Raw genomic sequence first — 22,484 nt, forward strand, 5'->3', positions numbered from 1 at the left:
TACAGCCAGTAAGGAATTATCCATCTACAAATATAAAAAACGGAGGCTTTGATTACTGTTTTTCTTTTTGCCCTTCGATATAAGAGCATACCTGTTCCCTGCTCCTGTCACTCACCGTTACTGCACAATAAGATGGATTCCACAGATGCCCTCCCCAAAGTTCCTTCTTCAGTTCCGGATGCGCAAGAAACATCTGCCTGGCAATGTTCCCCTTCATGATCTTGATCATATCCGAGATATAAAACTGTGGTCTGCAGTCTACAAGCAGATGGATATGATCCGGCATAACCTCCATTGCCAGGATCTGAAATTTATATTCTTCTGCAAGATTATAGAGCATTCTCTTGCATTCTGCATCAATACCATCTTTTAAAACCTTTTTCCGATATTTTGTACACCATACCAGATGATACTGCAGGGAATACACATATCCTCTACCATATGAAAGTTCATTGTTATTGATATTAAACATATTTTTATCCATGTTTTTATTATACCATATGCAAATAGAATTTGCAAACATTTGTTCTGCTTATTTTCAAAAAAATAGTGCGTCTAACTCATCACTGAAGTAACGAGAATGCGACGCACAGGTTTTCAACAAACTTGAATTTATCGTCTTGTTCCATTCTTATCAAAATTCTTTTTTAATGCTATTTCTGTTGGGAGAATAGATCCAATTAAAGGAATAAGTTGAACACCACAGATAATTCCTCCTATACTCCCAACACAATCTTCATTTTTTCCGATTACTAAAAGCATGAATATTACTGTTATCGGCAACATAACCATTCCACAGACATACCAAACTTTACCACAATATTTATGAGCAAATTCCCATGTGTCTTTGTTCTTCATAGACATCGAAGTCCGATATCCAAATACTGAATTTATTTCCTTTGGAGCCTTTTTCATAAAATATCTTCCAAAACCAATCATCGTAAATGGAAGAAGCAAATCCATAATCAACATAAAAATCCAAAACCCCATTGTAAACCTCCTTTACTACAACTTTCGATTTTACTTTGTAACTATGACTTTTCCTTCTGAATCCAGAAGAGGTGTAATAGCCGCTCCATATCCAGATTTCCAACAAAGATAGTTAACCCCAGTCTCCTTATCTACAAGGATTTGGCGAACTCCTTCATCCTTAAGCTGACTTCCGTCTCTAAATGTAACTTCAAATCTTTCTTCTTTCTTTGCCATGTTTATTTCTCCTTTTTTCAAGCGTTAAATTTAAATTTTCCTGTTATACAAACTGAAAGTTATAGTGCTATCTTTTTCCATTTTCTAATTTTAGTTCTAAATGTTCCGAACGGAGCAATCATGTTAATATGTATAAACTTGTATACTTCCCAGACCGCTGTTTTGGTTGCTTCATCGGCCCACTTTCTCATATGGGGCTCGAATAACTCTTCGTCGCTTAATGAGTCAATCATTTCATAAATCGAATTAATATTCTCTTTCAGCATATCTTTCAACTCCTGCAACGACAGATAAGCATATGTATCTGTAAACCATTGATATAATTCGCCAAGCTGATTCCACTTAAAATCATCCGAAGGAGTCTTGACATGAAGACCATTTCTTTCGTCTGATTCCCATTTAAGAACAAGAGTTGTCCAGCCAACCTGGTAAGCAAGATTTTCTGCTGGAGTTCTGTCAACTTCCTCAACTCTCTTATCTTTTAATGATTCCGGAATAATATCAAATTCTGAAATGTACTTTGCAAAACTTTTATTTATCTCGTTCTTAAGTTCATCTTTGTTCTCGTATGTTCTCACTAGTCTATCTCCTCAAATACCAATTTCACGACATCATTTCTAATACAGATTTTACCGTACTTTTTAATCTCAGTCCATCCTTTATACCCAGGCGATAGAAAAACTCTTCTGTTTCTGCTCCGCTGGCAAATATTTCATCACAATACTTCGTAAGCACTTTCTCTTGTTCCGGAGACAGTGTTTCCAAAAGCTTCTGGTATTCCTTCTCGATATTTTCATTAAATGACTGTGTATCTTGATTTGATTTCCATTCAGAATATGCTTTGCTCATACGATTGGCGATTATCTTATCAACAGATTCCTCTACGTCTTTTCTCTGACATTTCTTTATCCTCTTTTCTTTGAAATATGAAAGAAAAATTATCCCTTCATATAACGAAACGCTCAGAGCATGTTTTACAGTGGTCAAAAGCAATCTTTCGAAAATTTCTGCATTTTACTTGAAATTCAGTAAAGAATCGGGTTGCCTGTACATAGTTTCCGCTTTCAAAAAATAAAAAAATTTGTGTTTTTGAAAGCGACATCTTGCATATACTTTTAGCAGACAGTATACTAAGTACAACGAAGCGGTTTCGGAAAATGAAAAAACTTCAATTTTTGAAAGTGGGGGACTATATGAAAACAATCACGAGAGCAAAATATCTCGATAGAATCATTGAACTGAATGGCACTCCTGACATCAAGATCATCACAGGTATTCGTCGATCTGGTAAGTCCAAACTGATGCAGGCGTATATTGCGTATCTGAAAAGCAACTTTGAAAACATCAATATTATCTTCATTGACTTCATGGATTTAGCGTATGAAGAAATCAAGGAATACCATGCCTTACACGCCTATGTGGAAGAACATTATCAAGAAGGCAAAACGAACTACCTGTTTGTAGACGAGGTTCAAATGTGTCCCAAGTTTGAGCTGGCAATCAACAGCCTGTACTCTAAGGGAAAATACGACATCTATGTAACAGGCTCTAATGCTTTCCTGTTGAGTGCGGATCTGGCAACTCTGTTTACCGGACGCTATATTGAAATTCATGTGTTTCCTTTCAGTTTCCAGGAATATTGCCAATTTTATGATGATATTAGCGACAAAGATAAGCTCTTTGATGAGTACGCTATCAAAGGCGGTTTAGCAGGTTCCTATGCCTATCGAACCGAAAAAGACAGAACAAACTATATAAAAGAAGTCTACGAAACCATTGTTACAAGGGACTTGGTACAGAAATATGCTCTGCCGGACACTTTGGTTTTGCAGCGTCTGAGCGAGTTCTTGATGGATAATATCAGCAACCTGACTTCTCCGAATAAGGTTAGTCAGCTACTGACAGCAAATGAGACTCCAACCAATCATGTAACCGTTGGAAAGTACATTAAGTATTTGTGCAATGCTTTTGTATTTTATGATATTAAGAGATACGACATCCGAGGTAAGAAATACCTTGAAAGCTCTGAAAAGTTCTATTTGTGTGACAGCGGTATTCGATATGCAATACTGGGAAGCAGAAATATGGATTATGGCAGAGTATATGAAAACATTGTTTGCATCGAGCTTCTTCGCCGTGGATACGATGTCTATGTCGGCAAGCTCTATCAAAAGGAGATCGACTTTGTCGCTCAGAGAGGCAGCGAGAAGATTTATATTCAGGTCAGCGACAACATTTCCGGGCAGGAAACATTTGAGAGAGAATACTCTCCTCTGCTTCAGATTCGAGATGCTTATCCGAAAATGATTATTGCCAGAACCAAACATCCCTTATATAGCTATGAAGGAATCGAAATTCACGATATAGCCGATTGGTTACTACAAGAATAAGAAGTGCGAAATATCTCTTACGAGTCTTCTTGCGAGTTTTTTTAATACCACTCGTAAGAAACTCGTAACATTAGATTTTTCAGTAAAGAAAAAGAGCATATGGAATTGAATCCATACACTCTATGATTACTGGAACTTTATTTCATTTTTAATTCTACAAACTTGAAGTTAGCGATTTCTTTTTCCGGTATTCTCTGTCCCACGGATTTCCTCATGATAGAAATAATCTACGATCACCGGATGCCCCTGTGGGACTCTGCCATAAGGCATTTCATTATCCACAAAGGCACAATCATACTTCTTAGCCATTTCCTCAGCTTTTACTTCAAGTGTTTCAAAGTAGCTGCGGTTATGCTTGTTATAGATCTCGTCGTAAAGTGGTACAAGATCAGGATATTTTCCAGCGATATAATCCATAATTGTCTTTTTGAAACCGCCTCGAAGATTGAGATTTTCGAGCCAGAACAGATCGCACTGATCATTTACCCGCTCAAAGATTGCTTCAAAATCCGTGATACCGGGGATACGAAACAGGCTCTCTGGTATGAATAAGAATTAAATAAAGAGATTGAAAAAGATCGTCTGGCACATGGAAAAAAGCCATTAAAGAAGAAAGATGATAACCAGCCACCTGCATCCGGTGGAACCGGAAATGATAAGGATTCTATATCTGAAGAACTTCCTGAGCATGACAGTCATACTTTTAAAGCATTATACGATAAAATATCTAAACTGAATCCGCAGATGGTAGTTGCAGATGCAGGATATAAAACTCCGGCAATCGCCCATCGGCTGTTGGAAGATGGAATTCAACCACTTTTCCGTATACCCGTCCCAAGACCAAAGAAGGCTTTTTCGGAAAACACGCCTTCGCATATGATGAATACTATGATTGTTATATATGTCCGGGAGCACATATATTGACATACAGTACAACAAACAGAAATGGATATAAAGAGTATAAAAGCTGCGGTGAGCATTGTGCTGAATGTCAATATCTTTCAAAATGCACAGAAAGCAAAGATCATGTAAAACTAATCACACGTCATGTATGGGAAGAATACATGGAAGTGGCAGAAGACATTCGGCACACAATCGGAAACAGACAGATCTACCAGTTAAGAAAAGAAACCATAGAACGGATCTTCGGTACAGCTAAAGAACAGCATGGATTTCGATATACGCAGTATATAGGAAAAGCACGGATGGAAATGAAAGCCGGGCTTACCTTTGCATGCATGAATTTGAAAAAACTGGCCGCTTACAGCCAGACCGCTCTCGCAAAAAGCGAAGAACTTGCAAAGCAGGCCAAGTTTGTTGAGCTTGCCACCTCCAGGCAGTTCCAGGAGACCTATTTAAAAAGATTGAATTTTTAATTACATCTGTGATGTTTTCTCAAACCCATATACCCATTTTCCTCGCAGGAACATAAACAGAAAAATCACGGAGCTGATACTCCAGGTCAATGGGTATGCCCAAAAGATCACACGGATATCCGGGATGATGCGAACTGCAACGGTGATATAGCTTACACGGAACAGGCACCAGTCACAGAGCATAACGATCATCGGAACAGATGCGTGGCCGGAACCACGGAGTACTGCTGCAATACAATGAGAAAACGCCAGCAGACAATAAAATAATGCAATTGTTCTTGACTGCATCACGCCATAATGTACAACATCGGGATCTCTGTTAAATGCTGCGATCAGCACCGGTGCGGCAGCATATATGATCACGCCGATCAATTCTGCAATAATGATCGAACAGAGAACCCCAAATCTTGCTCCCTTTTTCGCCCGGTCATACTGTTTTGCGCCAAGATTCTGACTGACAAATGTTGTCAGTGCCATCGTAAAACAGGTAACCGGCAAAAAGGCGAATCCCTCAATCTTAGAATAAGATCCACATCCTGCCATCGCCATTTTTCCAAATGCATTAATATTTGACTGTACAAAAACATTCGCGATCGCGATGACTGAATTCTGAAAGCCAGACGGCACACCATTCTGAATAATCTGCTTCAACATAATGCTGTCAAAACGAATTTCCCACAGTTCCAGGCAATATTCTTCTTCCACACGCATCAGATGAACCATACAGAGAATCGCACTGACAAACTGGGAAATAGCAGTTGCGAGCGCTGCTGAACCAACTCCCATGCCAAGACCTGCGATAAAGAAAATATCCAGAACAACATTGACACAGGATGAAATGATCAGATAGATCAATGGATGACGTCCATCACCAACCGACTGCAGAACTCCAACAAAAATGTTGTACATGACAACACCCATAGAACCTGCAAAGTATGTACGAAAATATATAATGGATTCCGGGAGAACATCCGCAGGAGTCCCCATCAGCACCAAGATCTTTGGCGCCAGAAACATTCCCAAAACAGTCAAGACCGCACCGGCCGCAAGACCAAATGCAACGGTTGTATGGATTGCCTTTTGCAGGCTGTCTCTTTTTTTGGCACCGTAATATCTGGCAATAACTACACCCGCACCCATGGCAATACCGTTAATAAAACCTACCATCAAAAAGATCAGATTTCCAGATGAACTGACCGCCGCCAGTGCATTGCTTCCTAAAAAATTTCCCACGATCAGGGAATCCGCAGTATTGTACAACTGCTGAAACAGGTTCCCCAGAAACAATGGAATGGCAAAAAAAATGATCTTTTTAGAGATACGTCCCTCTGTCATTCTCAAACTCTTTTTCATAGCTACAATTACTCTTTCCTTTCCGCTCCTCCCTGAAGAATCAATTCCGGCTGGATAATAATATTTTTCTCAACCTTATTTCCCTCAAGAAGTTTTCTTGCAATTTCATAAGAAAGTCCACCAAAGTCCGGTGTCTGTATCGTTGCATCCAGTACACCTTTGTCTACCAGACTCAGCCCTGCACTTTCTCCTTCAAACCCATCCACACCTATCAGATGTACCTTGCCCTCAATCCTGTACTGCTGACAGGCCTGATATGCACCATATGCCATATCATCATTAAAAGCGAAAACTATATCAGCAGAATCATGCGAGATCAGATAGTCTTTCATCCTGAGCTCTGCCCGATCCCGAAGCCAGTCGCCACAGTAATAAGTGATATCTTCTTCCGGTATTGTACCCTGAACAGAATCCTGAAAACCCTTTAGTCTCTGTTTGGATACCGGGGATTCTTCAACCCCCTGAAAGACCACGATCTTTTTATTCTTTTCATAAAGATTATTCAGAATATATTCTCCTGCAAGCCTGCCAATCTTCTGATCATCTGACTTGATAAGACACGTATAATCCTCTGTCCCTGCACCAACACCTGTCAGAATGACCGGTATCTTCTGAAAAGCCTCCGAAAGAACAGAAGAAAGGCTGTCACTTCCATCAGGAGAGACAATCAGAATATCTATCCCGTACTCCATCAACGTCTCAATATCCTGAATCTGTTTTTCCGGATTTCCAGCTGCATCTCGAAAAATTACATTTATTTTTTTATCCTGGGATACTTTTTCTGTAAATACATCAACAAAATTATTTAGCCACGGTTCTATTACATTTGGAAGGCTAACACCGATCAGATACTGATAACTATCTGTAGATATCTCTTCTTTTTTGCTATACTGTGTACTGATCGTAAGTAAGACTGTTGCTGCCGCAACCAGTATCACTGTCCATATTTTCCATATTTTCTTCATAGTTATAATCCGTTTCTGTCAATCTGCAGCATATTTTTACGGAATTCTGAGGGCGACATACCCTGACAGTTTTTAAATGCAGCAGAAAAATAGTGCTGGTTGCTGTACCCTACCTTTTCTGCAATCTGATTAATCGACAATTCCCGATCTTCCATAAGCCGCACTGCCTGACTGATACGAAGCCTTGTAAGAAAATCTTTAAAAGATATCCCCAATTCCTGTTTCATAATCCTGCTAATATAAGAAGAATTACAGCCAATTGCATGTGCCACCTGTCTGAGATCCAGATTTCTGTCCTGATAATTGGCATAAATATATTTTCTTGCGTCCTGTACAATTGGTCTACATTCCTGCATTTTCTGCACTTCCCGGCGCATCTCACGGCTAATATCAGGCAATGTTTCAAAAGTACATTCTCTTGCCGTAATAAAACACTTTCCACCCACTTTTTCTTCTGTCTGCAGCTGAAGATCTGCACTGAACTCCTGAAAATTTTCCGGCAGCTTTTCCATAACAATCGCTACATCCTCATACTTACTGGAAAACACACTTACCGTATGATAAGGCTCCATAAGTTCTCTGATAATCTTTTCAAGAGTGATCTTATATATTTCCTCAGTCACCGTACCTTTATCAATTTTCTTGTCATAACTGGACTGAACTGACACAAGTATGAGAATCATATTATCCGGAAAATCCATATCAAGAAATCTTGCCTGTTCTTCCCATTCGAATCTAGATAATTTTCCTTCCATCCATTCATTGAAAAACACATCTCTCAGATAATCCTGATTCTGAATCATCTGTTGTTTCACAAGTTCCATGAATTTTTCAGATTTTCGCTTCTGCTTTATCTCTTCAGTCACCTTCACGACCGCAGCTTGAAGTTCTTCCTCTGCGATAGGTTTCAAAAGATATTCGGAAACCCCAAGCTTAATTGCCTGTTTTGCATAGGAAAACTCATTAAATCCGGAGATTACGATTACCGGACAGTTTTTATCCAGTTTTCTCAATTCCTCCAGAAACTGTATACCACTCAACTTAGGCATGCAGATATCCATCAGAATAAAATCCGGTTGAAACTGCTCAATTTTTTCTAATGCTTCCATTCCATTCCGTGCTTCTGCACAGACTGTGATCGGAAGTTTCATTTCCTCCAATACACTTTTTAATCCCTGACGAATTTTCGGTTCGTCATCAGCAATCAAAACTTTCCACATACTTCTTTCTGCAGCCGTTTGAGCCTTACAACAGCCACGGTACCTCCTCCCGTTCTCTTTTCATAATGAAGTCCGTATTCGTCACCGTAAGCGATCTTTATGCGGTCATTTACATTCAACGTTCCATAGGCTTTTACTTCTTCTCCACGTTCTTTCAGTTTCAGCCAGGAATTCAATTGATCTATTCTTTCCTGACTCATGCCAGCACCATCATCTTCTACCTTAAGTATGATCGAATCCTCTGACTCTGAAAAAGCACGGATCCATATAGTTCCTCTGTCCTGATCGGATTCCTTTATCCCATGATAAAGAGCATTTTCCACAAGCGGCTGAAGACAGATTTTTAATACCATATAATTTCCCAGTCCTTCTTCAATCTCTGTTTTATATTCAAACAGATCCTCATACCGTACTTTCTGGATGTCCAGATAATTCTTTACCATTAAAACTTCCTGTTCCAATGTAATAAATTCTTTTCCCTGACTCAGACTGATACGGAAAAATCCTGACAAAGCAAGCACCAGATCAACAATATCCTGCGCATGGTACTGCTTTGCCATCCACTGTATCGTATCAAGTGTATTATAAAGAAAGTGCGGCTTAATCTGCTCATGAAGAATCTTAAGCTCTGCTTCTCTTTTATTTTTCTGTTCTTTGTATACAACGCCAAGAAGTTCATTAATTTTTTCTACCATTGCATTAAAAGAATCTCCCAGCTGCCCTATTTCACCTTTATAATGATTTTCAAAACGAACCGTCATATCTCCGGTCTGCGCTTTTTTCATAAGTTTTGAAAGCGTCGAAATAGGCCTTGTAATGGATGCCGAAAAAATAACCGTTGCTCCTGCCGCAAAGATCATTATTATAACTGCAATCCATTTCGAAACTGTCCTTGCTCTGGAAATGCCTTCGATAGTTTTCCCCCAGTCAAATACTCCAACTGCAGTCAGGTCTGTATATTTTGAATGACTATATATGACATTGTAATCTTTTCCCTTTATGCGACATCTGACACGTCCACTCTCTCCGTCCGTGACCCAGTTTGGATTCATCCGGTATACAACTTCATTTTGGGGTGCATAGAGCACATGCCCCTGACTATCCTGTATATAACCAAATCCAGTCTGTCCCATTGTAATATCTTCGACAAGATTCTGAATACTCTTCAAATCCAAATCTATAAGGATCACACCAATCCCCGCAGACGTCTGTCTGTCACAAATTAATTTAGCTGTGCTGACATAATTGTCTGTACTGTAGTTTTTCCAGGCTTTTAAATTTCGTCCCAGACTGGTAGGACTTAAAACCAGTTCTCCATTTGCCAGAACCGCATCCTGATACCATTTTTCTTCCGTAAGCGGAAGCTTTTTGACTCGGTATGAATCATTAGAAAGATACTGGCCTTTCTCACTGACAACAACAATATTTAAATATTCACTGTATATTCTGGAATAATCCAGAAGAAGGTCTCGCACCTGTCTTTCCAATTCCACACGGCTTGCCTGCTGATTTTCAACATCTACTTTTAAATACTCTTGTACTTCCGGATAATTTCCCAAAGCCTCAACATTATCCTCTACGGATTTAAAAATCAGATCAAGCGATTTCAACACCTGATTCTGGATTTCCATTGTGTTTGCATAGGATCTTTCTGCAATAGATTCCTCATATATATAGTTTCCAGCAGCTGTAAGGACCAATGTAACTAACAAAAGTAGGCCACAGTTCAGTATGATCATTTTGAACAGCATATTCTCCGGATGTAGAATTCTTTTCAGTTTACTGAACATATTATCCTCCTTTTATCTGTCTATTCTTCCATGATATAGTAAGTATCTCTTCATGTCAAACAGAAAGAAAAAACAGGAACAGCCTAAGCCATTCCCGTTTCTTCGCATCGTACTATATTTCATTTTTATAATTTTTCAAATCTGATTATTCTGCAGATCCACCAAATTTTTCGAGGAGTTCTTCTGCATTGTCAGGAGTAACGATTTCAGAAGTAAGAGTCAGAGTTTTGTCAAGTTCTTTGCCTTCAACGAGCAGCTGATAAGCGCTTTCAATTGCTTCTGTACCACCTGTAGGATAAACCTGAGTCATGCTGAGTCTTCCATCCATAACGCTTCGAATACCACCATCTGGTGTAGGAAGTCCATCAAATCCAACAAAAAGGATGTCTCCTTCTCTTCCTGCATTCTTAGCTGCGATATATGCACCTTCTGCCATCGGGTCATTTAAAGCCAGGAAAAGATCGATTTCATCATTTGTCTGAAGCATTTCTTCTGCAACTGTGATTGCTTTTTCACGAAGCCAGTCTGCATTGTTTACAGCTACGATTTCAATCTTGTCATTTTTCTTGATACCTTCGCGGAAACCATTATCTCTGTCGATTCCACCAGAAGTTCCTTCAAGACCTTTGATCTCACAAACCTTACCACCGTCAGGAAGAAGTGTATCTGCAATATATTCTCCTGCAATACGTCCCATATCTACGTTGTCTGCACCGATAAACTGAGTATACTTGTCTCCGTCAATCTTTCTGTCAAGAAGAATAACCGGGATTCCTGCATCATAAGCTGCACTAACTGCATTAGTAAGTGGTGTAGCTTCGTTAGGAGATGTAATGATAAGGTCTACACCCATCTGTACAAAGTTTTCAATATCTGCAATCTGTTTGGAGTTATCCTGAGCAGCGTCTGCGAAAATAACCTCAAATTCCGGATGTTTTTCTGCTGCCATTGCAATCTGATCATTCATAGCTACACGCCATGGCTCACCAAGATTACACTGTGACATTCCGATCACATATTTGTCCTTTTTCTCTGCTGCACTGACTGTAACTGTGCCTGCTGCCAGGACAGAAACACCCATAGCTGCTGTTAAGAGGATACTGATCGCTTTTTTATTCATACTTACCTTCTTTCTCCGGCATCGCTTTTGTTTATTATTTTATTCTCCGGGCCTGCTGCCGGACAGAGCCTGAGAATTATTATCTTTATTAATTGTTAGTCGTTTACTTTATCTGCCTGCATAAATACTGCAATGATGATAAGGAATCCTTTTACCATCAGCTGAAGGTTTGAATTGACTCCTTTAAGACCAAGGACATTATCCAGCATACCAAGGATAAGCGCTCCGATAAGTGTACCAAAAACAGTTCCCTTGCCGCCTGCAAGACTTGTTCCGCCAATAGCACAGGCTGCAACTGCATTAAGTTCATAGCCCTGACCTTCGTTCGGTCCACCCTGGCTGATCTGAGCTGCATGAATCATAGCTGCAACAGATGAAAGCATTGCACAGATCATAAATGCATAGATCTTAATTCTGTCTACTTTGATACCTGAGAGATATGCCGCATTCTTATTTCCACCAATTGCATATACCTGTCTTCCGAATCTTGTCTTACTCAAAATAATCTGGAAAACGATCAGAAGAACAATGAAGATGATTGCCGGTACCGGTATGATTCCCCATAGACGCATCTGAAGTACTTCAAATGCCGGCGGAGCCATTCCTTCACCTTTTCCATATGCAAGCGGGATACCGATTCCGTTTGCCCAGAATCTTGCAAGTCCTCTCGCGATATTCATAGATGCAAGAGTAACGATAAAAGCCTGAAGTCTCAGCTTTGTGATACATAATCCATTAAACAATCCAAACAATGCTCCGATTCCAAGGCTTACAAGGATGGCCGGTACAAATCCCAGACCACTCTTTACCATCAGATATGCACATCCTGTTGAGATAAGACCTACAACAGAACCTACAGAAAGATCAATATCACCAAGGATCAGGATGATCGTCATACCAATTGCAATGATTCCATTTTCTGATACGGCTCTTAGCACATTCATCAGGTTTCTTATATCCAGAAAGTTATTTCTGCCATCCTTAATACAGATTGTAGATGCCACCACAAAGATAATAACCAGTGCGATTACACTCTGCATCTGCTTAATCATAGCTTTCATTTTCTTTTTGTTATCCATCTATCCACCCTCCTTATTTTGTTGCACTCTGAAGAAGTTTTTCCTGAGTTGCTTCTTCCTGGAGATATTCACCCGTCAGTTCTCCCTCACAGAAAGTAACGATTCTGTCTGAAATACCGATTACTTCCGGAAGCTCTGAGGATACTACAATGATCGCCATCCCCTGTTTCGCAAGATTGTTGATCAACTGGTATATTTCTGCTTTTGCACCTACATCAATTCCTCGGGTAGGTTCATCCAAAAGAAGAATCTTTGGCTCAGTCATCAACCATCTGCCTAGTACAACTTTCTGCTGGTTTCCTCCAGAAAGAGCACTGGCAAGAGTTTTTGTTCCAGGAGCTTTTACTCTGAGGGTTTCCATCTGTTTGTTCCATTCTTTTTTCTCTTCTCCGGATTTCATAAAAAATGCCGGACTAAATTTTTTCAGAAGAGGAAGAGACATATTCTCTCCAATAGATCTCTGAAGAACAAGACCTGTTCCCTTTCTGTCTTCAGTTGCAAAGGAAATGCCCGCTTTGATCGCATCTGCAGGATTTTTTATAGTTACTTCTTTACCATCAATAGAAATCTTTGCTGTAGTGTCTTTGTAATGTACACCTGCCAGACATTCAAAAAGTTCTGATCTTCCTGCACCTGCAAGTCCGGCGATTCCAAGAACTTCGCCATGCCTTACATGCAGAGAAATATTCTTGAGTGATCTTCGAAAACTTCCTGCTGGTGGAGTGTATGTAAGGTTTTCTACTTTAAGAGCAATCTCACCTTTTTCAGTAGGATCTTTTGGATACTGCTCGCTCATATCACGTCCAACCATCATCTTTATAATCTCATCTTTTGAGGTCTCAGAGGCCTTTACGGTACCTATATACGTTCCATCACGCATTACAGTAAGTCTGTCTGCAATCTGGAAAATTTCTTCCATTCGATGTGTGATGTAGATAATTCCTTTTCCCTCTGAACGAAGCTTTCGAATGATCGTAAACAACTTTTCAGCTTCTTTTTCACTGATAGCAGAAGTCGGTTCGTCCATGATAATAATTTCAGAATTCAAGGATATCGCCTTTGCGATCTCAACAAGTTGCTGCTCTCCGATTCTTAAATCTTTTAATTTTGTTGCCGGATCAACATGTACGTCCAACATCTCCAGATATTTACGAGCCTCTGCAGCCATCGTTTTAAAATCAACCGATCCGCCCTTTTTCTTCATCCATCTTCCAAGAAAAATGTTTTCTGCCACGCTCATTTCCGGAACAATCTGAAGTTCCTGATGAATTTTAGAAATTCCAAGTTTTTTTGCTGCGATCGGTCCCGGGACAGTTACTTTTTCTCCTTTCAGATAAATTTCTCCTTTTGTAGGCTGAAGAGAACCACTGAGAATGTTCATCAGTGTGGATTTTCCTGCTCCGTTTTCTCCCATCAGAGCAAGTACTTCACCCGCATAAAGGTCCAGAGAAACTTCTTTTAATGCCTGCACACTTCCGAAAGTTTTGCTTATGGCCTTCATGTTCAGTAATACCTTTTCCATAGTTCCTCCTTTTCTTCCCTCATTCATGATGTGTTCATTATACATAAAAAATCGCCGATTGTATTTCTAATATGATATGTACCCCTTTTACTGGACATCCAGTGAAAGGGGTATTTTTATGCGTTATACTTACGAATTTAAGAAAAAAGCTGTTGAATTGTATCGCCAAGGAAAATGGATTGATGCACCCAATGATATAATAAATCTAAAAAATTTTCATGACATGATTGTCAGATGGCATCATTTGGAAGAATCAAATACTTCTGATTGTTTAAAACACTATGGTACAAATAAAAAGTGGTCTCCAGAGGAAAAATATGAACTTGTTGCACGAGTTATAGCTGGAGATACTATTACTTCAGTTGCTTATACTGTGGGTATAAACAGTGGATTACTTGCTCAATGGATTCGCAAATATAAAATATGGGGTTATAATGGACTTGTAGGCCGAAGAAAAGGGCGAAAACCAAAGGAGTCCGCAATGAAAAAAATGAACATAAATAATCCACGTAAATTAAATGAGTCTGAATATGAAGAACTGATTCGTTTACGAGCTGAAATTACTTATATTAAAGCAGAAAATGAAGCAATAAAAAAAGAGATCGCCTTGAGAGAAGAAAGGGAAGCTGCGCTACTCAAGGCGAAAAAGCAGCAATCATCAAAGAACTCAAAGAAAAAGGATATCTGTTAAAACACTTGTTAAAGGCTATGAATATGGCGCGTTCTACATACTATTTTGAAATTAATAAAACAGATCCAGTTGCTATACGAAATGAAGAATTACTTCTAGTTATTAAAAAAATATTCGTAGAAAACAAAGGCAGATATGGGGTACGCAGAGTTTATATGGAATTAAAAAATCGTGGCTACAACGTAAATCATAAGAGAGTTCAACGTCTTATGCATGACGCTGGATTATTTGGAAAACGTCCAAAAGAAAAATATCATTCTTATAAAGGTGAAGTTGGGAAAGTAGCCGACAATGTAATTAATAGAAATTTTTCAACTACTTTACCTCTGCAAAAGTGGACAACAGATGTATCCCAATTTAATTTTTCGTGGGGAAAATGCTATCTTTCTCCTATTTTGGATATGAATACAAATGAGATTATTTCATATGATTTAGCGCTAAGTCCTAATTTAGAACAAATAAAAAGAATGCTTGATAAAGCCTTTGATAAGTATTCTTCTGTAAACGGTTTAATTTTGCACTCTGATCAAGGATGGCAATATCAACATGCTTATTATCGAAATCGTTTGAAAGAACATGGAATAATTCAATCTATGTCTAGAAAGGGGAATTGCTACGATAATTGCATCATGGAAACATTCTTTGGAAGAATAAAAACAGAACTGTATTATGGTTTTGAAAAAGATTATACATCATTTGAAGAATTTGCAATTGCTATTGATGAATATATTGATTACTATAATAGCAAACGAATCCAGGCAAAAACAAAATGGATGCCTCCTGTAAAATACAGAGAAGCATCCATGATGTCCGCCTAACTTATAAATATGTGTCCAGAATTCTGGGTACATATCAATAATCGGCGATTTTTTTATAATTTTTTTACTTTTGTATATTGATGTTGTGATTATTGTATATTTTTTCCTATTTAAGCGGTACTCTATGTAAAATATTGATAACTATTCTGTTCTCCGATGCTCTCTTCAATGCCTGCAGCACCTGGTGTTCCGTCTCGGCATCCAGGTTTGCAGTAATCTCATCCAGAAGCAGGATCTCCGATTCTGCCACGACTGCTCTTCCGTGATCGACTCATCGTATAAAGTAATCTGATCTCTAATCGTTCCCGGCACCATGTGATAAGACTGCTCCACGTAGCCAAACCATTTTCGTCTTTCTTTTTCGGTCAGGTGCCCGCAAACAACTTGGATTCGCATTCAAGGATATCTCTGAACATCTTCCAGGTGCATTCATCATATACAGAGCTGACAAAGAAGATGATGAACTATTTTTTGCAAATGATGAATTTCTTCATATGTCCGGATATAAAGATATAGATGAACTGTTCAGACTTACTGAGAAAAGTTTTCGCAACTTGATTCGTGAAGATGAACAGCAACAGATAGAATCAAGTATCTGGGAACAGATTGACAACGGCAATGAAAATGACTATATTCACTTTCATCTTCGAAAAGCTGACGGAACTTATTTTTCTGTTCTTGATCATGGAAGAATTGTAGAGAGCCCGCAATACGGGAAAGTATTTTATGTATTGTTCATGGATTGGGAAGATATGCATATTCGTTACAATGATAAATTCGCAAGATAAAATATTGCAAAAAACAGAGCGTATGATCTATTTTCATATAATGTTTATGTCGGCAAGCTCTATCAAAAGGAAATCGACTTTGTTGCTCAGAGAAGCAACGAGAAATTTTATATTCAGATCAGCGACAACATTTCCGGGCAGGAAACATTTGAGAGAAAATGCTTTCCTCGGCTTCAGATTCGAGATGCTTCCTTTATACTTGTGGATCCTTAACAAACTTTCTGAAAACGAAAATGAATAATGTATTTGGTGGCTACACCCCCAAGCCCCTGTGGAATCAATAACGCCGGTACTGGATATCAAAATCCCGCACCGGCGTTATTCATTGTAATTATCTTACATTGACAAAATGATAGATTGTCAGCTCTGCAAACTGAAATTTATATAATTATCTCTCTAACTTTCCCCATTTTATAGGCTTTCCCGCCTGTCCATTAGTGAAATGATATGTAGTTTCCCTTATTTTTGCCCTTATGAGATAATCACAAGGGAAATAAGGGAATTTTTTTAGTCATTGCCTACCACTTTATCAAGAAGCCGAACCGATTTTCGTTTCGCATCTCTTGTGGAGTGAGCATAGACATTCATGGTGGTACTTACATCTGAGTGTCCTAATAATTCCTGCACATCTTTTGGAGCAGCTCCATTTGCCAAAAGGTTGCTTGTATAGGTGTGACGTAACTGGTGGAAATGAAAGCCTTCAAATCCCTCTAATGTTTTTGCTACCTTTCTGCATACCGTCCCCAAAGTAGTCGGAAGTTCCAGACAACCATCCGGTCTTAAGCAGACGAAAGAAATTTCTTTATAATCTGCCGGGACTTCCTCTGTTCTGTCTAAGCAATAATATTCGTAGTACACTCTGTTTTTCTCTTTGACCTCTTTGTAGTAGTTCGTGTGATAAAGTTCTCCGTACTGCATCCGGTTTTTTAACTGCTCTTTCCGGGCATTACGGAAAATCTCTACCAGCGTATCTCCAAAATCAACAACCCTTACTTTTTTCCGCTTGGTTGGTCCGATGATATATTTGCGCTTTGAGCCATCATATCGGATGCTGCGTCTTATGGTAAGGCATTGTTCTTCCAGATTTACATCCTGCCATGCCAAACCGCAGGCTTCTCCAATACGGAGTCCGGCATAATAAGCTATCTGGATTGGAAGTATTGCGGCTGGGTTCTTTTTTTGCAGATAAGCAAGTAATCTTTCATAATCTTCTCGTGAAATTGGTTGGATATTTCCGTCCATATCCTCATCGGAAAACAAATCCACTTCATCCGTCTGATACCGCAGTTTAATATACTGCATGGGATTGAACGTAATATACTGCTTTGGAAATACTGCAAAACGGAAAGATTGCTGCATGACTGCGGAAAAAGAATGGATATAATCTTTGCTGTAACCCTTTTTCTCTTTTCCATCGGGATGAACTCCCCCAAAGGAAAGCAAATCAAAGAAGGATTGCAAATGCTCAGAGGTTACATTTTTTAATTTCCGTTCTGCCAGCGGATGTTTCTTAATATTTCGTATTGTTCCGAGGTAATTCTCCACCGTACCATTGCTGAGCGTACTTGTTTTTAATTCCTCCTCTGCCCACACATCTAAAAGTTGTCCGACTGTGAGATTTTCCGCTTTGGCAACAAATTTCTTTTTCTCATAATCATCCATTGCCTGACGGAGCAGCTTTTCAGTTTCACTTTTGCTTTCTGTTCCAACGCATTCTTTCTGAACAAGATTGCCGCTTGCGTCCTCTACATAGAAGCGGTAGTACCATTTCTTTCCTTTTTTTCTTACAGATCCTTTTGCCATAATCGTATGTCTCCTTTCGATATTAGACAATCGGAACTGATGAAATGCTTCGTGCGTGTAAGTATATCATAACTCCGGTTGTCTTACTATACCGATTCGGAATCTTCGTATAAGACTTCTGATAAAAGATTTGCAAGCCTTTGTTCTGCTGTTTTTGGTTTCTTGGAATAGAGCCTTACAACGTCTGCCATCTCATTAAAAGCATTGATGGTAGGAGTGATTTCCCTTAAGAACATAATCTCATTATATTCATCATTCGATTCAAACCCTATTGTTTTGGCAATATCCGTCTGACCATCATTCCCCTTGAAGTTTTTGCAGGCGAACTGAAAGGAATCCAAAAACAGACCATATTGTTTTAACATCAGCAGTAATAAATCTTTTGAAAAAGCATCTTCTTCTTTGGTAAGGGCAAGCGGTAACTGTTCCAGAATATCTCCCATCGCATCACGAATCTGTAACTCTCTCTTATCCGTAATGTCGGTTTCATATTCATCTGTTTCCCCTTTGAGCCATTCCACAGATACATGAAGTGCTTCCGAAAGACCTTCCAGCACCATTTTTTTCGTATTGTCAATCGAACCATTCTCATAACGCAGGATTGTAGAAGCGGTAACCCCCATCTTTTCTGCGACATAAGGCTGTGTCAGATTCAATTCCAGACGGCGCTGTTTTACTCTGCTGCCTATCAGCTTGCGTAGTTCTTTATCTTTCATGCTGACTGCCTCCTTTTTCGGTATGTATGAATTATAGCATTGCTTTTCCAAAATTGCAATATGCAATATAAGGTTTGTTTTTAATATTTCGTAACGCTTGACAAAAAGATATGAAAAGGATATACTTACATCACAAGAATTGCATAATGCAATTTATAAGGAGGTGATTATATGACGCAAAGAAAAATTGCATTATCCATCGAAGAAGCTGCTGACTATACGGGAATCGGCAGAAACACCTTAAGACAGCTTGTAGAATGGAAGAAACTTCCGGTATTAAAGGTTGGTCGCAAAGTCCTGATTAAAACCGATATTCTGGAAATGTTTATGGAAGCTAATGAAGGTCGTGATTTGAGGGATAGAGGAAATGTAAAAGCCGTAACAAGAACTGCGGCAAATTAAAAAGGCGGCTTCCAAAGAAACCGCCAAAGGTTCTATCAGACCGAAGCCATGATATACCTACACGCAAGAAGATTATACCATGTGCTTCTTCTGATACGCAACCGAGAACTTATGTTTGCAAAAGAAAGGGGAATGTAATCATGGCAAAATCAACAAAAAGTTATGAAGAACGAATGCTTGAAATGGAAAAGAAGGAACAGGAAAGCCTTGAAAAAGCAAAACGATATGCAGCACAGAAGAAAGAACTTCTGAAACGAAAGAAAGCCGAAGAAAGTAAAAAACGAACCCATAGGCTCTGTCAGGTTGGCGGTGCGGTGGAATCCGTTCTTGGTGTTCCTATTGAGGAAGAGGACATCCCAAAGCTGATTGGTTTTCTGAAAAGGCAGGAAGCCAATGGGAAGTTTTTCTCAAAGGCAATGCAGAAAGAAGCCAATACCGATATGGAGGAAGTGTAATGGCGGAGGGGATGAGTTTTTCATTCCCTTCATTGCTTTTTCATGAAGGGCGCACTTATGGACAACCAGAGGTCGTCCCAATAAGTTTGCCACAAGTGGCAACCGGTCTGCGCTCACGCTTGCCGGGCTCGTTCCGTCGGCGGGGCTTTCAGCCAGACCTGCTCATGCCACAGGAGGCACTCTTCGCCAGAGAGGCGCATTCCATGCAGGCTGCTATGCGCAGGGCACTCTTACGCAGAGGGCGTTCCGGCAATGCTGCCTTTTCTAAAATCGAAAGCAATGTTGCCGGAAATCTATACCGGATGTGCAGAAAGGAGGAATCCAGATATGGCGATTTTTCATTACACAATCAAAATAGTCGGACGAAGTAAAGGGAAATCTGTTATCTCCGCTTCCGCATATCTCAATGGAGATGTGATGAAAAACGAGGAAACCGGGAGAATCAGTTATTACACTTCCAAAAAAGAAGTGGTCTACACCAGTCTGATGATGTGTGAAAACGCACCTCCTGAATGGCAGATAGTACCAGAAGAAAATATAAAACGCTTTCAGGAATCTGTCCGATACAAAAGGTCAGCAGATAAAGAAGCTGCTTTAGAAAAATTTAAAATCACATTTCAGAAACAAAGGTTATGGAATGAGGTATTGAAGATTGAAAAAAATGCAGATGCCCAACTTGGCAGGTCATTTGAATTTGCCCTTCCCAAAGAATGGAACAGACAGGAACAAATTCAATATACAACTGACTATATTCAAAAAACTTTTGTAGATAGAGGAATGTGTGCTGATTGGAGTATCCACGATAAAGGGGATGGCAACCCCCATGTCCATCTGCTTCTGACTATGCGTCCTTTTAACCCGGATCATTCTTGGGGAAAGAAAGAAGTCAAGGATTGGGATTTTCTCAGAGATAAAAACGGAAATGTCGTGATTGACGAATCCCATCCGAACTGGTGGCAGGATAAGAAAAACCCTGACCGTCATGGAATCCGTATCCCTGTATTAGATGAAAACGGAATCCAAAAGATTGCTACAAGAAACCGCCTGCAATGGAAACGTGTGCTGACCGATGCTACCGGATGGAACAATCCAAAAAATTGTGAACTGTGGCGGAGTGAGTGGGCAAAGGTGTGTAATGAACATCTGCCTTTGCATAATCAGGTCGATCACCGTTCTTATGAAAAGCAGGGAAAACTCCAGATCCCTACCATCCATGAAGGTGCTGACGCAAGAAAGATTGAACAAAAGTTTCTTGCCGGGCAGGAAATAGAAGGTTCGTGGAAAGTAGCGGAAAATCAAATCATAAAACAACAAAACACATTATTGCAAAAGATACTGGACACCTTTGGGAAAGTATCAGGTGCATTATCATTATGGAAGGAGCGATTAAATGACATTAGAAGAAAGCTGGGAAATTATACCCTTAATGGAATCCATGATTGTGCAAATCGAAGAACAGCAGACCTTAATGGCAGAAATGCTTCTGGAAATGCAGAACCGGGACAATCAACTCTCTCTTATGCAGGAACAGAATCAGAAATTACAAAAATTAAACAGCGAGTTATCCGAGCTGCTCAACATTTTGCCAAATACCGAGGAACTGCTTTCCAAGATGGAAGAACAGAAAACGAAGATAGAACTTTTGGAAAACGAAAATCAGCAATGGCAGATATTGGCACAGAAGCTGAACAGCGAAAACAGTTTATTACTGAAACAGAACACCGAATTGCTGAACTGGAACAGCAGATAGAGAAAGGACGTGATATAGATGAACGAATCCAGAGAATTAAAGAACGCCGAACAGTTGGAAGAACTTCTGCGCTTGACCGAGGAGATACAAGAAGAACTGGAACAGAAAGACCAGCTTATCGTGGAACTGAAGACGCAGCTCAGCGAATCTCTGACCTTGAACGAGAAATTAAACAAAGAGAACAGATCCGGGAATATTCAAGCATTAAAGAACGACTTGAAGCTGGCAGACAGAGCATTGCGGATCGAGAAAGAGAAGCTGCTAAGCGCAAACGTCATGATCGGGGAATGTCAAGATAAAATACGCTGTTTAACACAACAACGGGATTATGCCCGGACACATCAGAAAATCGTAGAGATACCGGTAGAAAAGCCGGTACTCTATGAAAAATGTGAAGCCTGTGACCGGACAGCCTATCAGAATGAAAAAGCGAAATACGAAACACAAAAAGAGCGACTTGCCGGACAGTATAAAGCAAAAACGGTAAGGTTCCAAACAACCTTGTTCCTTCTTGCATGGTATTCGCTGACAACCACTCTTTTTCAGGCAGTACAGTCAGATGTGTTCCTTTCCGATTGTAAATCATTCTTTCATGATGCGGCGTCATTCATACAGACCTTTATCGGATGGACGATTTCTGCCGGGCAATCTGTGGCACAGATTAGTACCAAAATTCCTAATGCGTTTATAGCCGGAATCATATATTGGGTATTGCTGATATTGGTTGTCGGAATATGTGTCGCAGGGACAGGGATACTGGCGATACTGATAGAAATAAAGGTTATAGAATTATATAAGAAAAACTGTTGGGATGTTATTACCCTACTGATAATACTGACAAGTACTGCTGTCATCATTTATTTTGGAGAAACAATCAAAAAGGTACTGTCAGTAAATCTTCTATTGCTTTTTGTGCTTTCACAGGGAGCATATGTTGGACTTAGATGTTATTTGAAAAATCAGTTAAATACCAAGCTATATTGATGAAAATATGATAGAAAAACGTATAAGAGCAGGGGATAAAACGCACATCGTCCCCT

The 22,484-nt window shown here is 39.5% G+C and carries 24 protein-coding genes and 3 pseudogenes; 11 read left to right on the plus strand and 16 right to left on the minus strand.

Going from position 1 to position 22,484, the window contains the following annotated elements; all coding sequences use genetic code 11:
- Nucleotides 1-52: 52 nt before the first annotated feature.
- The 5 genes from tnpA to NQ503_RS16755 all read right to left on the minus strand — a co-directional run bounded on the left by tnpA (nucleotide 53) and on the right by NQ503_RS16755 (nucleotide 2,055).
- A complete protein-coding gene (gene tnpA / locus NQ503_RS16735) occupies nucleotides 53-484 on the minus strand; it encodes an IS200/IS605 family transposase (RefSeq protein WP_422677819.1) in 432 nt (143 codons plus the stop codon).
- A 128-nt stretch (nucleotides 485-612) separates the two neighbouring features.
- Complete coding sequence (locus NQ503_RS16740; RefSeq protein ID WP_003864540.1) at nucleotides 613-990, minus strand: SdpI family protein; 378 nt, start codon at nucleotides 988-990, stop codon at nucleotides 613-615.
- Nucleotides 991-1,020: 30 nt separating this feature from the next.
- Nucleotides 1,021-1,206, minus strand: a complete 186-nt coding sequence (locus NQ503_RS16745) for a DUF6440 family protein (RefSeq protein WP_005342831.1) — start codon at nucleotides 1,204-1,206, stop codon at nucleotides 1,021-1,023.
- A gap of 59 nt (nucleotides 1,207-1,265) precedes the next feature.
- Nucleotides 1,266-1,784: a ClbS/DfsB family four-helix bundle protein gene (locus tag NQ503_RS16750; protein ID WP_044925272.1), complete on the minus strand. Its 519-nt coding sequence runs from the start codon at nucleotides 1,782-1,784 to the stop codon at nucleotides 1,266-1,268.
- A gap of 25 nt (nucleotides 1,785-1,809) precedes the next feature.
- Nucleotides 1,810-2,055, minus strand: coding sequence for a hypothetical protein (locus NQ503_RS16755; RefSeq protein WP_004844965.1), 246 nt, complete (start codon nucleotides 2,053-2,055; stop codon nucleotides 1,810-1,812).
- A 308-nt stretch (nucleotides 2,056-2,363) separates the two neighbouring features.
- Here NQ503_RS16755 and NQ503_RS16760 point away from each other — a divergent pair, with 308 nt between their 5' ends.
- Nucleotides 2,364-3,596 carry an ATP-binding protein gene (locus NQ503_RS16760; RefSeq protein ID WP_004844964.1) on the plus strand — a complete coding sequence of 411 codons (1,233 nt, stop codon included), beginning with the start codon at nucleotides 2,364-2,366 and terminating at the stop codon, nucleotides 3,594-3,596.
- 168 nt (nucleotides 3,597-3,764) lie between these two features.
- Here NQ503_RS16760 and NQ503_RS16765 read toward each other — a convergent pair.
- Nucleotides 3,765-4,118 (minus strand): annotated as a pseudogene (locus NQ503_RS16765) (radical SAM family protein); the annotation flags it as partial.
- A gap of 33 nt (nucleotides 4,119-4,151) precedes the next feature.
- Between NQ503_RS16765 and NQ503_RS16770 the strand changes: the two are divergent.
- Nucleotides 4,152-4,972, plus strand: a pseudogene (locus NQ503_RS16770) (transposase); the annotation flags it as partial.
- On the opposite strand, the gene NQ503_RS16775 reads toward NQ503_RS16770, so the two are convergent.
- The 7 genes from NQ503_RS16775 to NQ503_RS16805 all read right to left on the minus strand — a co-directional run bounded on the left by NQ503_RS16775 (nucleotide 4,973) and on the right by NQ503_RS16805 (nucleotide 14,021).
- A complete protein-coding gene (locus tag NQ503_RS16775; RefSeq protein WP_005423740.1) occupies nucleotides 4,973-6,325 on the minus strand; it encodes an MATE family efflux transporter in 1,353 nt (450 codons plus the stop codon).
- Between the two features lie 8 nt (nucleotides 6,326-6,333).
- Nucleotides 6,334-7,290 carry a substrate-binding domain-containing protein gene (locus NQ503_RS16780; protein WP_005423739.1) on the minus strand — a complete coding sequence of 319 codons (957 nt, stop codon included), beginning with the start codon at nucleotides 7,288-7,290 and terminating at the stop codon, nucleotides 6,334-6,336.
- A gap of 2 nt (nucleotides 7,291-7,292) precedes the next feature.
- Nucleotides 7,293-8,510, minus strand: coding sequence for a response regulator transcription factor (locus tag NQ503_RS16785; protein ID WP_005423738.1), 1,218 nt, complete (start codon nucleotides 8,508-8,510; stop codon nucleotides 7,293-7,295).
- Nucleotides 8,495-10,300, minus strand: a complete 1,806-nt coding sequence (locus NQ503_RS16790) for a cache domain-containing sensor histidine kinase (protein WP_005423737.1) — start codon at nucleotides 10,298-10,300, stop codon at nucleotides 8,495-8,497. The genes NQ503_RS16785 and NQ503_RS16790 overlap by 16 nt, the downstream gene beginning before the upstream one ends.
- A gap of 145 nt (nucleotides 10,301-10,445) precedes the next feature.
- Nucleotides 10,446-11,420 (minus strand): substrate-binding domain-containing protein, encoded by a 975-nt coding sequence (locus NQ503_RS16795; protein ID WP_005423736.1) that lies wholly within the window; start codon nucleotides 11,418-11,420, stop codon nucleotides 10,446-10,448.
- A 95-nt stretch (nucleotides 11,421-11,515) separates the two neighbouring features.
- A complete protein-coding gene (locus NQ503_RS16800) occupies nucleotides 11,516-12,499 on the minus strand; it encodes an ABC transporter permease (protein ID WP_005423735.1) in 984 nt (327 codons plus the stop codon).
- 13 nt (nucleotides 12,500-12,512) lie between these two features.
- Entirely contained in the window at nucleotides 12,513-14,021 is a 1,509-nt protein-coding gene (locus tag NQ503_RS16805) for a sugar ABC transporter ATP-binding protein (RefSeq protein WP_044925270.1), read from the minus strand.
- A 118-nt stretch (nucleotides 14,022-14,139) separates the two neighbouring features.
- On the opposite strand from NQ503_RS16805, the gene NQ503_RS16810 reads away from it, so the two are divergent.
- The gene (locus NQ503_RS16810) at nucleotides 14,140-14,712 is read left to right on the plus strand and encodes a transposase (RefSeq protein ID WP_005422936.1); all 573 of its coding nucleotides are present in this window, start codon (nucleotides 14,140-14,142) and stop codon (nucleotides 14,710-14,712) included.
- The gene (locus NQ503_RS16815; protein WP_227231694.1) at nucleotides 14,679-15,530 is read left to right on the plus strand and encodes an IS3 family transposase; all 852 of its coding nucleotides are present in this window, start codon (nucleotides 14,679-14,681) and stop codon (nucleotides 15,528-15,530) included. Before NQ503_RS16810 ends, NQ503_RS16815 begins: the two co-directional genes overlap by 34 nt.
- Before the next feature lie 106 nt (nucleotides 15,531-15,636).
- Here the strand turns inward: NQ503_RS16815 and NQ503_RS17665 are convergent, their stop codons facing one another.
- A complete protein-coding gene (locus NQ503_RS17665) occupies nucleotides 15,637-15,780 on the minus strand; it encodes a P-loop NTPase family protein (protein WP_005423732.1) in 144 nt (47 codons plus the stop codon).
- Between the two features lie 154 nt (nucleotides 15,781-15,934).
- On the opposite strand from NQ503_RS17665, the gene NQ503_RS16825 reads away from it, so the two are divergent.
- Together NQ503_RS16825 and NQ503_RS16830 are read left to right on the plus strand one after the other, a co-directional pair.
- Nucleotides 15,935-16,318 (plus strand): PAS domain-containing protein, encoded by a 384-nt coding sequence (locus NQ503_RS16825; protein ID WP_259893524.1) that lies wholly within the window; start codon nucleotides 15,935-15,937, stop codon nucleotides 16,316-16,318.
- 36 nt (nucleotides 16,319-16,354) lie between these two features.
- A pseudogene (locus NQ503_RS16830) lies at nucleotides 16,355-16,507 on the plus strand (ATPase); the annotation flags it as partial.
- A gap of 318 nt (nucleotides 16,508-16,825) precedes the next feature.
- Here NQ503_RS16830 and NQ503_RS16835 read toward each other — a convergent pair.
- Both NQ503_RS16835 and NQ503_RS16840 read right to left on the minus strand, forming a co-directional pair.
- Entirely contained in the window at nucleotides 16,826-18,121 is a 1,296-nt protein-coding gene (locus NQ503_RS16835) for a tyrosine-type recombinase/integrase (RefSeq protein ID WP_005423727.1), read from the minus strand.
- 86 nt (nucleotides 18,122-18,207) lie between these two features.
- Complete coding sequence (locus NQ503_RS16840; protein WP_005423725.1) at nucleotides 18,208-18,837, minus strand: helix-turn-helix domain-containing protein; 630 nt, start codon at nucleotides 18,835-18,837, stop codon at nucleotides 18,208-18,210.
- A gap of 171 nt (nucleotides 18,838-19,008) precedes the next feature.
- Between NQ503_RS16840 and NQ503_RS16845 the strand changes: the two genes are divergently transcribed.
- From NQ503_RS16845 to NQ503_RS16865, 5 genes are all read left to right on the plus strand, one after another.
- The gene (locus tag NQ503_RS16845) at nucleotides 19,009-19,239 is read left to right on the plus strand and encodes a helix-turn-helix domain-containing protein (protein WP_004843519.1); all 231 of its coding nucleotides are present in this window, start codon (nucleotides 19,009-19,011) and stop codon (nucleotides 19,237-19,239) included.
- 140 nt (nucleotides 19,240-19,379) lie between these two features.
- Nucleotides 19,380-19,694: a hypothetical protein gene (locus NQ503_RS16850; RefSeq protein WP_005423715.1), complete on the plus strand. Its 315-nt coding sequence runs from the start codon at nucleotides 19,380-19,382 to the stop codon at nucleotides 19,692-19,694.
- Nucleotides 19,694-20,065, plus strand: a complete 372-nt coding sequence (locus tag NQ503_RS16855) for a hypothetical protein (protein ID WP_016304809.1) — start codon at nucleotides 19,694-19,696, stop codon at nucleotides 20,063-20,065. The genes NQ503_RS16850 and NQ503_RS16855 overlap by 1 nt, the downstream gene beginning before the upstream one ends.
- Entirely contained in the window at nucleotides 20,022-21,743 is a 1,722-nt protein-coding gene (locus tag NQ503_RS16860) for a MobA/MobL family protein (RefSeq protein ID WP_044925265.1), read from the plus strand. Before NQ503_RS16855 ends, NQ503_RS16860 begins: the two co-directional genes overlap by 44 nt.
- Nucleotides 21,721-22,428 (plus strand): DUF6040 family protein, encoded by a 708-nt coding sequence (locus NQ503_RS16865; protein WP_005423710.1) that lies wholly within the window; start codon nucleotides 21,721-21,723, stop codon nucleotides 22,426-22,428. Before NQ503_RS16860 ends, NQ503_RS16865 begins: the two co-directional genes overlap by 23 nt.
- Nucleotides 22,429-22,484: the final 56 nt, after the last annotated feature.

This window comes from Blautia obeum ATCC 29174 (assembly GCF_025147765.1).
Classification (GTDB): Bacteria; Bacillota; Clostridia; order Lachnospirales; family Lachnospiraceae; genus Blautia_A; species Blautia_A obeum.